The following is a 12,171-nucleotide window of genomic DNA, read 5'->3' on the forward strand; positions in this document are numbered from 1 at the left end:
CGTAGCCGGTCAGCCAGGCCGGTTCGGTCCCGCCCTGCAGCAGCGCCCGGTCGGTCATCACCAGCTGCACCTCGAGCCGGGCCGGGTCCGCGGTGCTCCGGCCGGTGACGCGTTCAAACACGGTATCGGCCATCATCTGGCCCCGGCTCCTGGGGTCCCCGGCGTTGCGCAGCCGCTCCGCTTCCTGATGCAGCGCGGCCATCACCGCGACCCCTTGGGAAACGGGCAGCAGGGTGCGGACCGAGACCATTACGTCGGGTTCGGGCCGGGAGGAGACGTGCCGGTCCGCTTCGGCCTTCGCCGCCCGGCCGACCACCGCCCGCGGGTCCAGCCGGTACGCGATCCGTTTGGCCTCGGCCTCCAGCTGCCGGTTGCCCATCCCGTGCAGTCGCTCCGGGTTCCCGGCCAGCTCCCGGTCCACCCCGGCCCGATGCTCCGGGCTCAGGCAGTCGGTTTCCCGGACCAGGATCGCCGCCCGCCACTCATTCAGCGTCCCCGTTTGCAGTGCTTCGAGTGTGTGCGGCATCTGGTTGACCAGGACCCTGGCCCGGCCCAACAGCAGGGCCGCCCGGTGCGGGGACTCCCGGCGCGCCAACCCGATCTGCTTCGCGATCCCTTCACCCCGCCGCCCGGCCGGGACGCCCGCGGCGGCGCGCTCGGCCCGGATCCGCTGCTCCAGCGCAACCATCAGCCTGGCCTGGTCCGCGGCGATCGCGTCCTTGGCATCCTCCCTCGCGGCGAGCTGGTCCACCAACTCCTCCACGGGAGCCTCCAGATCAACCGGCGGCAACGAAACCGCCACACCGCTCACGGCGGCAGGCGCCGCGGCGGAAGGTTCAGGTGCTACCGGATCAAACATTCTCACGCGTCTCAATCTTCAGCATGCCCACACAGGGCACGGCATCGACTACGAACGGTCACGGAACAAAGCCCGCAGACACCACCGGAAAACCCCGCCCCGATGGCCAACGTTTGGTACAGAACTGCTACTGAAAACAGCCTATAAGCCGGGTCGGACACTTTCGGTGGGTGCAAGAAGGGCTACTGAAACCAGCTTGTGCGGGACCAACGGTTTCGGATCCCCATCGGCTGTGAGCGACGCTACCCCTGTGTTGGCTTGAGTGCCGCCACGAGCCAATGCAAAACGCGCGCGTATCTGGTTGTCCGGCTGGCGCCGACTGGCCGGACGGCACGCGCTAGCTCAGGGCCGCGACGAGGTGCGGCAGCAGAGCGCGGAACGCTTGGCCGCGGTGGCTGATGGCGTTCTTTTCTTCCGGTTGCAGTTCCGCGCAGCTGCGGTCCATCCCGGCCGGCTGCAGGATGGGGTCGTAGCCGAAGCCTCCCGAGCCGCGAGGTTCGGTCAACAGGACGCCGGCTAGGCGGCCCTCTTCGACAGCTTCCAGCCGTGGGGACACAACGCTCGCGGCGCAGACGAAGGAGGCACCTCGGTGCTCGGGCGCGATGTCGGCCAGCTGGGCCAACAGGAGGCGCAGGTTGGCTTCGTCGTCGCCGTGTTTCCCGGCCCAGCGGGCGGAAAAGATTCCGGGTGCGCCGCCAAGTACGTCTACGGCTAAGCCTGAGTCGTCGGCGACAGCCACGAGGCCGGTGGCTTCGGCGACCGCGCGCGCCTTCAACAGGGAATTTTCCGCAAAGGTCAGGCCGGTTTCGGTGACGTCGGGCGCACCTGCTGCAGCAGCGTCGATCACCTGGGTGTCCACGTCGAGCCCCGGAATCTGATGCCGCAGCAGTTCGCGTAGTTCGCGGAGCTTGCCCTGGTTGTGGGTGGCCAGGACCAGACGGGGTTCGGTGCCCGGTGAGCTCTGGGGGTCCTGAGCGCTCCGGGAGCTCAGTGCGCCGCCCTGTTCAGCCGCTGCTTCAGCCACGGATGACTTCTCCCAGCGTCTCCGAGAGCGTGTCGCGCTGGATCTGGGAGAGCTGAGCAGTGCCAGCCAGAGCCAAGTCCAGCAGGGCGTCGAGCTCCGTGCGGTCGAACGGCGCGCCTTCGGCGGTGCCTTGGACCTCCACGAACTGACCGGATCCGGTGACCACCACGTTCATGTCGGTTTCCGCGCGAACGTCTTCAACATAAGGCAGGTCCAGCATGGGAACGCCGTCGATAATGCCCACACTCACGGCGGCCACAGTGTCGGTCAGGGGCCGGGCGGAGCGGGCGACCAGTTTCTGCTCTTTGGCCCAGTGCAATGAATCGGCGAGGGCAACAAAGGCGCCGGTGATGGCGGCGGTGCGGGTGCCGCCGTCGGCCTGCAACACGTCGCAGTCAAGCACGATGGTGTTCTCCCCCAGCGCCTTGGTGTCGATCACTGAGCGAAGCGAGCGGCCGATCAGCCGGGAGATTTCGTGCGTGCGCCCGCCGATCTTGCCTTTGACGGATTCTCGGTCAGAACGGGTGTTGGTGGCCCGCGGAAGCATGGCGTATTCGGCGGTGACCCAGCCACGCCCCTCGCCCTTGAGCCAGCGCGGTACGCCGGAGGTCAGCGAGGCGGTGCACAGCACGCGGGTGTTGCCGAATTCGATGAGCGCCGAGCCTTCGGCCTGGTTGGACCAGCCGCGGGTGATGCTGATCGGGCGCAACTGCTCAGGCGTCCGGCCGTCGGCTCGGACAGTGACGGCGGGCAGGGCGGAGCTGGAATCAACATCAGTCATGGCACCAGCCTATCGGCTCGCGGCTGCCGCGTGCGGTTCAGGAGGGCGAGTCAAGCGCCGCGGTTCGGCCGGAGTGAGCTAGGCGCCGCGGTTCAGGCGGTGCGAGTCAGTCAGTGTGGCACGGGCCGTGCGGTTAGGGCACGACGGCGCAGGCTTCCGCGCGCCGCCGCCGCCGCCGCGGTTCAGGAGGTGCGCGTCAGACGACGTAACTGACGCCGGCTACCGCCACGGCCAAATCGCCCTGGTAAGTTTCGCGGGCTTCGTTGACGGTCCGGACCGAGTCGTTCCAGACCGGCAGGTGCGTCAGCAGCAGCCGCCGGACCTGGGCCTCGGTGGCGGCTGCGCCGGCACGCTTCCCGGTGAGGTGCACGCCGTCGACCGCGTCGTCACGGCCTTCGTGGAAGGCGGCTTCGCAGAGGAACATGTCCGCGCCGGTGGCTGCTTCAACCAACCCAGGGCAGCTGTCGGTGTCCCCGGAGTAAGCCAACACCCGCGTCACCGGCCCATCGGGTGTGGGTTCAGTGGCCTCGACGCGAATAGCGTAGGCCTCGTCCACCGGATGGCGCACCGGGTAGGGCGTGATGGTGAACGGCCCCAGCTTCACCGGTTCCCGTTCGGCCCAGTGGTGGAAGTCGAACTCCTCGGTCATGCCGGGGTCCAGCTCCAGTCCGTAGGCGGTGGCCATCCGATCCGCGGTGGCAGCCGGTCCCCACACCGGAATCCGGCCCTTGGCCCAGCCGCCGGGATTCCAACGCACCGCAACGTGGAGTCCGCACAGGTCCATACAGTGGTCCGGATGCAGGTGGCTCAGGAAGATCGCGTCGATATCCTCCAGCTCCATGTAGCGCTGCGCGGTCCCCAGCGCGCCATTGCCCAGGTCCAACAGGATGCGCCAGATGCGTTCGCCGTCGTTGGCAGTTACCAAATAGCACGACGCCGGGGACTGCGGTCCGGGAAACGAGCCGCTGCAGCCGATGATGGTCAGGTTCATGCCCGCTCCCCTTGGCTGGGCTGCCCCGCCGTGGCGGCAAACGGCGAAATCCTGGGTTCCGACGGCGCGCCGGCGCGCGCGGCGGCAATCATCTCCGGAGTAATCCGGGCCATGCTGCCGGTGGGATATTGTGCGGCCACGTGGTCCACATGCTCTACCGCAATCACTTCGGGTCCCAGGAACCGGCGGGCCAGCACCTCGAAGGAAGCGGCATCGCCGGTGGCAATAAAGTGGTGCTGGCCCGGCGTTCCTTCCGGCCGAAGCAGATCGTGGGAAACCAGGGAACGGTAGACGTCCTTGGCGGTCTCTTCCGCGCTGGACACCAGCGTGACGCCGTCGCCCATGACATAGGAGATGACGCCGGTCAGCAGCGGATAGTGCGTGCAGCCGAGCACCAAGGTGTCGACGTCGGCCCGCTTGAGCGGCTCCAGGTATTCTTCGGCGGTTGACAGCAGTTCCTGCCCCGCGGTCACGCCGGCTTCCACGTATTCAACGAAACGCGGACAGGCCACCGAGGTCACGTCCAGGTGTGGCGCGGCGGCGAACGTGTCCTCGTAGGCGCGGGAGCCGACCGTGGCCGACGTGCCGATCACGCCGATCCGGCCGCTGCGGGTGGAGGCGACGGCGCGGCGGACGGCCGGCTGGATCACCTCGATCACCGGGATGCCGTAGCGGGCGGTGTAGCGCTCCCGGGCGTCGCGCAGCACGGCGGCGGAGGCGGAGTTGCAGGCAATGACCAAGAGCTTCACGCCGGCGTCGACCAGTTCGTCCATCACGCCCAGCGCGTTGGCGCGCACTTCGGCGATCGGCAGCGGACCGTAGGGGCCGTTCGCGGTGTCCCCCACGTACAGAATGGATTCGTTCGGCAGCTGGTCGATCACCGCGCGGGCCACGGTCAGCCCGCCCACCCCGGAATCAAAGATGCCGATCGGGGCTGCGGGTTGGATCAACATCTTCAGTTTCACTGCCTTTCCGGGCTCATGTTCACTAGAGGATAAGACGTTGGCGGCGGGTTGGGCGAACTTCTGCGCCACTTCTGTAAGCCATCTCACACCCCCGCGGGCGTCCAGCGGCCTCTCCTCGCGGCGGCGCGCAGCTCAGTACTCGTGCGCGGCGGCGCTGAGCCAGGAGCTAGGCGCTAGTGCGCAGCCCCGCGGAGCTCAGCGCCCGTGGCCGGATTGGCGGTCTAGTCCGTCCAGCAGGGCCTGCATCAACGTTTCCTGAAGCCAGGTCATGAAGTTATAGACCAGTGCCAGATAGGTCTCCAGGTCCTCGGCCTGGGACCAGTCGTCGATCTCATGCAGCGCCTGCGCGTCCTCATCGGTGCGGATGTTCAGCCGCTCGGCCAGCACCAGCCGGACGTCGTTGGTGGCGCGTGCGAACAGCCGGGCCTGCTCGTCGGTCAGTTGCAGCGGCGTGTGTTCCAGCAGCAGCGCACTGGCGCGCAGCGCCCCGAGTTTGTCCTCGCGCAGTGAGCGCTCGGTGAGCCTGCGGAACTCCAGCGCCTCGCCGTCGTCGTGCTTCACCGCGTCGGGAAGCAGTCGCAGCAAGGCGGCATCCTGGGGCTTGGCGGCGTCGAGGTCCAGCCCCACCATCGCCGCCAGCGGATCCTCGTCCTGCCGGTCGACCTCCAGCAAGGAGATCACGTCCCCGAACAATTTCCCGATAAGGTCCCGCTCGGCCGGCTCCAGGAAGCCGGTAATCCCCTTGCGTGTGCGCTTGAATGCCTTGGCCATCTACGCCTGGTCCGCCTTCTGGTAGGTGGCCCACAGGCCGAACGAATGCATCGCCACCGTGTCCCGCTCGGCCTGTTCGCGGCTGCCGGTGGCCACCACGGATTTGCCCAGCTGGTGCACTTCGAGCATCAGCTTGTGCGCTTTGGCCTCCGAATAGCCGAAGTAACTCTGGAAGACATAGCTGACGTAGCTCATCAAGTTGACCGGATCGTTCCACACGATGACGACCCACGGGACGTCTTTGGCCGTGAGTTCGGACGATTCCGTGCGGCGGGACGTCTCAATATCCGCGTCCAACACGGTTGTGCAGGAGGGAAGCATGCTCACGGTCATGGCTTCCATTGTAGGCAGGCGCCGCTTCGGGACCCGCCGGCGGCCTCGAAGTACTCAGACGGCGAACACAGGATTAGAGTCGTGGATGTGAACACTGCAGCTGGCTGGGGGCACCCCAGCACCTCCCTGTACACCGACCACTACGAGCTGACCATGCTCCAGGCCGCCCTGCACTCCGGGGCAGCCCATCGGCGTTCTGTCTTCGAGGCCTTCGCCAGGCGGCTGCCCGACGGGCGACGTTACGGAGTAGTGGCCGGCACGGGCCGGGTCCTGGAAGGAATTGAACACTTCACTTTCTCCGAAAACCAGCTGGACTTTCTTGCCCGCACGGACGTGGTGGACGCGAAGACCATCGACTGGCTGGCAGATTTCCGTTTTACCGGCGACATCTACGGGTATGCCGAGGGCGAGGCCTACTTCCCGTACTCGCCGATCCTGATCGTAGAGTCCAGCTTCGCCGAGGCCTGTGTGCTGGAGACGTTCATCCTGTCAGCGCTCAACCACGACAGCGCCATCGCCTCGGCTGCGTCGCGGATGGCCGGCGCGGCCGGCAATCGGCCCTGCATCGAGATGGGGTCCCGGCGTACGCACGAGGAGTCGGCTGTGGCCGCGGCCCGCGCTGCGGTGATTGGCGGCTTCTCCAGCACCTCCAACCTGGAAGCCGGCTACCGCTACGGCGTCAAGACGGTGGGAACCGCCGCCCATTCCTTCACCTTGCTGCATGACACCGAGCAACAGGCCTTCGAAGCGCAGCTGGCTTCGCTGGGTGTGGGCACCACCCTGCTGGCGGACACGTACGACGTCGAAACCGCCGTCCGTACGGCCGTGGACTTGGCAGGTCCCGAGTTGGGCGGCGTGCGCTTGGATTCGGGCGACCTGATCGCCCAGGCGCAATGGGTGCGCAAGTTGCTCGATGATCTGGGCAACCACCACACCCGCATCACCGTCACCTCCGACCTGGACGAGTTCGCCATCGCCGCACTGGCCTCGGCCCCGGTGGATTCCTACGGCGTCGGCACCGCACTGGTCACCGGGTCCGGCGCGCCCACCGCCAGCATGGTCTACAAACTCGTGAGCCGCGAGGGCCCGGACGGCGAGCAGGTCTCGGTGGCGAAGGCGTCCAAGAACAAGATCTCGGTCGGCGGACGCAAATACGCGCTGCGCCGACTCAATCCGAAGGGCGCTGCCACTGCCGAGGTGGTCGGCATCGGCCACCGGCCTTTGGACGACGGCAACGACCGGCCGCTGCTGCATCAATTTGTCACCAACGGCAAGCTGGCGGACGGTTGGACCGGCGCCGAAGGCGTCCGCCGTGCCGCGGAACGCCACACCGCTTCGATGGCCGAACTGCCCGGCGCCGTACACCGGCTGCAGCGCGGCGAGCCCGCCATTCCCACCGAATTCGAGGAGCTGTCATGACACGTGCACTGATCATCGTCGACGTCCAAAACGACTTCTGCGAGGGAGGTACCCTGGCGGTCGACGGCGGCGCCAAGACTGCCGCCGACATCAGCGAGCACTTGGACAACCGGCCGGATGACTACGACGTCGTGGTGGCGACCCAGGACTGGCATGTGGAGCCGGGCGGCCACTTCTCCGACGAACCGGACTTCGTGGACAGCTGGCCGCGGCACTGCGTGGCAGGCACGCGCGGGGCCGACCTGCACCCTGACTTGGACACCGACCGGATCGACGCCTACTTCCGCAAGGGCCAGTACGACGCCGGCTACTCCGGTTTCGACGGCCTGCTGGCTCCGGCCGACGAAGTAGCCACCGGCGAGCGCGACGGCGAAGAGGAAGAAGAAGAGACCGAACCACTAAGCCTGGACGACTGGTTACAGGAACACGAGGTGGACGAAGTGGTGGTGGCCGGACTGGCGACCGACTACTGCGTCCGGCAGACGGCGCTCGATGCCGTGCAGGCCGGCTATGCCACCTCAGTGAACCTGACGCTCTCGGCGGGCATCAACGCCGAACGCGTGGAGAAGACCCTGGCCGAATTCAGCGACAACGGCATCGACGTCATCGAGTAGTGCCTGCGCCGGAATCGCACGCGGCTTAGACACCTCGCTCGTTCCTCGCTCGGCGATGCGCCGCTTAGCGATTCCGGCCTCCGGCCCTAGCTTCTCCACCTGAGCCGTTCGCGCGGTGATCGACCAAAGGCGCCCGCGCCTGCGTGGAGATCCAGCTGCCCATCCGCCTATTTCATGTTGCTCTTGAGATCCTTCAGGCGGCCCTCGATAAGCGCAATGCGTTTAGCACGGCTCCAGTTCTGAACCTGCTTCTCCCGAACGAACGCGTCCTCTACTCGACTGAATTCTTCGCAATAGACAAGACGAACCGGCCTGCGGCGGGCCGTATATGCAGCCCCTTCGCCAGACCCGTGCTCACTGATCCGCCGTTCAAGGTCCCACGTGCTCCCGACGTAGAAGCTGTTGTCCGAGCACTGCAGGATGTACATGTATGGCATGCCGCCTCCTGTCGGAGGACCAGTGTGCCAAAAAGTCGTGGGAGCGGCAGGGGATTTCCACAGTGACCGATCTCCACGCAGGCGCGAGCGCCTTTGGTCGAACACCGACAGCGTTGGGAACAGGGTTCGCAGCCGGAATCGCAAAGCGGCGCATCGCCGAGCGAGGAACGAGCGAGGTGTCTAAGCCGCGTGCGATTCCGGCTGCGGATCTCCGCGCGGGCGGATCTCCACGCAGGCGCAAGCGCCTTTGGTCGATCAACGAACCGCAGGCGCAAGCGCCTTTGGTCGATCACCGCGGGGTTATTTGCGGCCGATGAACCAGTCCTGGAGCTTTTTGAGCCGCTTGTTCAGCTGTTCTTCGTTGGCCTGGGCCACGGCCGGACCGCCGCAGACCCGGCGCAGCTCCGAGTGGACGACGCCGTGCGGCATGCCGGAGCGGGCCGACCAGGCGGAGACGTTCTTGGCCAGTTGGTTGCGCAATTCGGTCAGCTGCCGGTGGTCCACCACGGCCGGCACGGGCTCAGCGGCGGCTGTTCCTCCGGCCCGCTGGCGCTTGCGGGTCTGCTGCTCCTGCTGGCGCTGGCGCAGCAGCACGCCCACTTGCTCGGCGTCCAGCAGGCCCGGGATGCCCAAAAAGTCCAGTTCGTCTTCGCTGCCGATCTCTCCCCCGGTGCCGAACTCGGCGCCGTCGAACAGCACCCGGTCGAAGGAGGCCTGCGAGTCCAGCGCCTCGAACTTCTGCTTGGTCAGCTCCCCCGAGGCCTTGTCCTCCCGGTTTGCCTGCTCCATCAGCGCTTCTTCGGGAATGAAGCCTTCGTCATTGTCCTTGTCCGGCCGGTCCAGCGCATGGTCGCGTTCCAGCTCCATCTGGTTGGCCAGTTCCATCAGGTTCGGCACCGACGGCAGGAAGACGGACGCCGTTTCGCCGCGCTTTCGGGCGCGCACAAATCGGCCCACGGCCTGGGCGAAGAACAGCGGAGTGGCCGTGGACGTGGCGTAGACGCCGACCGAAAGCCGCGGGACGTCCACGCCTTCGGAGACCATCCGCACGGCAACCATCCAGCGGCTGTCGCCGGCGGAGAACGACTCGATCTTTTCGGAGGCACCGGCGTCGTCGGAGAGGATGACCGTCGGGGATTCCCCGGTGATCTTCTTCAGCTGGCCGGCGTAGGCACGTGCGTCCTCGTGGTCGGTGGCGATCACCAGCCCGCCGGCGTCGGGCACGGCCCGGCGGACCTCGGTGAGCCGCTTGTCGGCGGCAGCCAGCACGGACGGAATCCACTGGCCCTGCGGGTTCAAGGCCGTCCGCCACGCCTGCGCGGTGATGTCCTTGGTGACCGCTGCCTCGCCGAGCGAGGCTGCGTACTCCTCCCCCGAGCTGGTCCGCCAGCGCATTTCCCCGGAGTAGGCCATGAACATCACCGGGCGCACCACGTGGTCGCGCAGCGCGCTGCCGTAGCCGTAGGTGTAGTCCGCCCGCGAACGGCGGATCCCGTCCTTGTCTTCGGCGTACTCCACGAAGGGAATGGCCGCGGTATCGGAGCGGAACGGGGTACCGGTCAGCGCCAGCCGCCGGACGGCAGGTTCGAAGGCCTCGCGGATGCCGTCGCCCCAGCTGAGCGCGTCGCCGCCGTGGTGGATTTCGTCCAGGATCACCAGCGTCTTCGCGGCTTCGGTCTTGGCCCGGTGCAGCAGCGGTTTCATCGCCACCTGCGCATAGGTGACGGCAACGCCGATGAAGTCGCGGCCGTGCGACCCGTCGGAGTTCTTGAAGTTCGGGTCGATGGCCAGCCCCACCCGGGCGGCGGCGTCCGCCCACTGCCGCTTGAGGTGGTCCGTCGGCGCCACCACGGTGATCCGGTTGACGAGCCCGCGGTCCACCAGTTCGGTGGCCACGCGCAGCGCGAAGGTGGTTTTGCCGGCGCCGGGCGTTGCGACGGCGAGGAAGTCTTGGGGTGCCATCTCGAAGTACTTCTGCAGGGCCTCGGCCTGCCACTGGCGCAGCTTGGGCGCCGTGCCCCACGCGGCACGTTCCGGGTAAGCCGGCGGCAGCACCGGTCCCGCGCCAAATAGTGTGTCATTGCTCATTCGGTGGCCTCCTCCCGTTGTTCCTGTCTGTCTTCCGTCCGTTCCGCGCTGCGCCACCCGGTGAAGATTCCGCCGGCCGCCACCACGGCAAGTACCAGCCAGATCACCACGTAGACGCCGATCGCGCCGGGATTGTCCGGATCGCGGAGCAGCGAAAACAGCGCTCCCGCTCCCGCTGTTCCCACCACGCCGCCCAGCTGGTCGGCCAGCTGCAGCGACGCTGAGTTCCGTCCGCGCTCTTCCGGAGCGGACATCTTCAGCACCAGCACCGAGGTGGTGGACAACGCCACCCCCATGGAAAACCCGGCCAGCGCCCAGACCGCAATAAGCGCCCAGAGCGGCACCGACGGGGCCGAGACCAGGGCCATCAGCCCCATGCAGGCGGTCAGGATGCCGGAGCCGACCACCAGCAACCGGTGCCGCGCCGTCTGCACGCGGGCCTGCAGCCAGGAGCCGATGCTCCAGCCCACCGCCCCGGCCGTCAGGGCCAGGCCCGCGGTGGCCGGCGAGATGCCGTGCGCCGCCACCAGCATCAGCGGGATGAACGCCTCGGCGCCGAAGAACGCCAGATTGATCAGCCCTCGAGTGGCGATCACGCTGGGCAGCCCGCGGCGCAGCCGCAGCGTCCCGGCCGGCATCAGCTTGGGCAGCGCCACCAGCGCCAGCACCACTCCCCCGGCGGCCAGCGCGTACAGCAGCACCAGCTGCCAGGCGGGCCCGCCGGCGACCACTTCGAACAGGGCCCATTGGGCCAGGAACACGCCGCCGGCCAGCATCAGGCCGCGCACCGCCTGCAGGCGTCCGGCGCGCCGGTCCGTCGTCGGGTTGTCCGGTGCCCCCACGCTCCGCGTCCGCGGCCAGATGACCAGCACGGCCAGCAGGAAGATGGGCGCCACGCCGTAAAACACCAGGCGCCAGGACAGGTACTCCGCGACCACGCCGGCGGCCAGTGGCCCCACCAGCGATGGAACCACCCAGGCCGCAGCCAGCCAGCCGAACACCACCGGCTGCATCCGCTGCGGATACACCTGCCCGATGATCACATAAACCGCCACGATGGCGAAGCCGCCGCCCAGTCCGGCCACGGCCCGGCCTGCGGTGAAAATCCAGAACTCTCCGGCCACCCCGGACAGCACCAGGCCGGCCACCATCAGCACCAGCCCTGCGCCAAGCGCCGGGCGCGGGCCCTTGGCATCGCACCAGACACCGGCCACCACGCTGGCCAGCAGCGAGGCCGTCAGGAACATGGAAAAGGCCAGCCCGTAGGCGGACTTTCCCTCCAGGTCGGCCGCCACCACCGGCATCGCCGTCGCCACCGCCACTGCCTCGAAGGCCGCCAGCGTGATCACTGCCAGCAGTCCCAGCGTCAGCGGCCGGTAGGCAGCCGACATCGCGCCGGGCGCGCGGACGGCAGTGGATTCGGTCATCGAGGAACCAGGGCTAGCTTTCTTTGCAGGCAGGGGGCAGCGCGGCGGACGCCGGACGCGCCCGCTTCAGGTGAGTGGGAGGGGCTACTTCTTCTTGCCGGAATCGTCGCCGCCGGGGCGCAGGCCTTCGTAGATGGCCTTGCAGTCGGGGCAGACGGGGAACTTGTTCGGGTCGCGACCGGGCACCCAGACCTTGCCGCACAGGGCGATCACCGGTTCGCCGGACAGTGCCGACTCCATGATCTTTTCCTTGCGGACATAGTGCGCAAAGCGTTCGCGGTCGCCTGGCTCAAGCTCTTCGCGGAGTTCTTCACGCTCGATCGTCGCGGTGGACCCGCCCGGGGTCTGCGGCGCGCGGGGGTCGTTTTCGAAAGGATCCGGGGGAAGACTCATGCCATCCATCTTAACCCCTGAAAAAGGAAGGACGACGGCGGAGCGCGCCTCCGCCGTCGTCCTCACCTG

At 67.6% G+C, this 12,171-nt stretch carries 13 protein-coding genes; 2 read left to right on the forward strand and 11 right to left on the reverse strand.

Translation table 11 applies throughout. The features are described 5' to 3' along the window. From AC5RWX_RS02825 to clpS, 7 genes are all read right to left on the reverse strand, one after another. Positions 1 to 859: DUF222 domain-containing protein (locus AC5RWX_RS02825; RefSeq protein WP_494097049.1), on the reverse strand; the 859-nt coding region annotated here is incomplete at its 3' end. Between the two features lie 337 nt (positions 860 to 1,196). Then, positions 1,197 to 1,850 carry an RdgB/HAM1 family non-canonical purine NTP pyrophosphatase gene (rdgB, locus tag AC5RWX_RS02830; RefSeq protein WP_493938918.1) on the reverse strand — a complete coding sequence of 218 codons (654 nt, stop codon included), beginning with the start codon at positions 1,848 to 1,850 and terminating at the stop codon, positions 1,197 to 1,199. 25 nt (positions 1,851 to 1,875) lie between these two features. After that, complete coding sequence (gene rph / locus AC5RWX_RS02835; RefSeq protein ID WP_493938889.1) at positions 1,876 to 2,664, reverse strand: ribonuclease PH; 789 nt, start codon at positions 2,662 to 2,664, stop codon at positions 1,876 to 1,878. Between the two features lie 196 nt (positions 2,665 to 2,860). Beyond that, positions 2,861 to 3,655, reverse strand: coding sequence for an MBL fold metallo-hydrolase (locus AC5RWX_RS02840; protein ID WP_493938888.1), 795 nt, complete (start codon positions 3,653 to 3,655; stop codon positions 2,861 to 2,863). Further along, positions 3,652 to 4,608 (reverse strand): glutamate racemase, encoded by a 957-nt coding sequence (gene murI / locus AC5RWX_RS02845; RefSeq protein ID WP_493938887.1) that lies wholly within the window; start codon positions 4,606 to 4,608, stop codon positions 3,652 to 3,654. Before murI ends, AC5RWX_RS02840 begins: the two co-directional genes overlap by 4 nt. Before the next feature lie 207 nt (positions 4,609 to 4,815). Further along, a complete protein-coding gene (locus tag AC5RWX_RS02850; protein WP_493938886.1) occupies positions 4,816 to 5,391 on the reverse strand; it encodes a DUF2017 domain-containing protein in 576 nt (191 codons plus the stop codon). Beyond that, positions 5,392 to 5,724: an ATP-dependent Clp protease adapter ClpS gene (gene clpS, locus AC5RWX_RS02855; RefSeq protein ID WP_414958557.1), complete on the reverse strand. Its 333-nt coding sequence runs from the start codon at positions 5,722 to 5,724 to the stop codon at positions 5,392 to 5,394. It lies immediately after the preceding gene. An 87-nt stretch (positions 5,725 to 5,811) separates the two neighbouring features. On the opposite strand from clpS, the gene AC5RWX_RS02860 reads away from it, so the two are divergent. Both AC5RWX_RS02860 and AC5RWX_RS02865 read left to right on the forward strand, forming a co-directional pair. Next, complete coding sequence (locus tag AC5RWX_RS02860; RefSeq protein WP_493938885.1) at positions 5,812 to 7,143, forward strand: nicotinate phosphoribosyltransferase; 1,332 nt, start codon at positions 5,812 to 5,814, stop codon at positions 7,141 to 7,143. Beyond that, the gene (locus tag AC5RWX_RS02865; protein WP_493938884.1) at positions 7,140 to 7,757 is read left to right on the forward strand and encodes an isochorismatase family protein; all 618 of its coding nucleotides are present in this window, start codon (positions 7,140 to 7,142) and stop codon (positions 7,755 to 7,757) included. The genes AC5RWX_RS02860 and AC5RWX_RS02865 overlap by 4 nt, the downstream gene beginning before the upstream one ends. A 167-nt stretch (positions 7,758 to 7,924) precedes the next feature. Here AC5RWX_RS02865 and AC5RWX_RS02870 read toward each other — a convergent pair whose 3' ends face one another. From AC5RWX_RS02870 to AC5RWX_RS02885, 4 genes are all read right to left on the reverse strand, one after another. Next, entirely contained in the window at positions 7,925 to 8,194 is a 270-nt protein-coding gene (locus AC5RWX_RS02870) for a GIY-YIG nuclease family protein (protein ID WP_493938883.1), read from the reverse strand. Between the two features lie 300 nt (positions 8,195 to 8,494). Beyond that, positions 8,495 to 10,282 carry a DEAD/DEAH box helicase gene (locus AC5RWX_RS02875; RefSeq protein WP_493938882.1) on the reverse strand — a complete coding sequence of 596 codons (1,788 nt, stop codon included), beginning with the start codon at positions 10,280 to 10,282 and terminating at the stop codon, positions 8,495 to 8,497. Beyond that, positions 10,279 to 11,709: an MFS transporter gene (locus AC5RWX_RS02880; RefSeq protein ID WP_493938881.1), complete on the reverse strand. Its 1,431-nt coding sequence runs from the start codon at positions 11,707 to 11,709 to the stop codon at positions 10,279 to 10,281. Before AC5RWX_RS02880 ends, AC5RWX_RS02875 begins: the two co-directional genes overlap by 4 nt. Before the next feature lie 84 nt (positions 11,710 to 11,793). Further along, entirely contained in the window at positions 11,794 to 12,111 is a 318-nt protein-coding gene (locus AC5RWX_RS02885; protein ID WP_493938880.1) for a DUF3039 domain-containing protein, read from the reverse strand. Positions 12,112 to 12,171: the final 60 nt, after the last annotated feature.

This window comes from Arthrobacter sp. SPT-J7 (assembly GCF_059089965.1).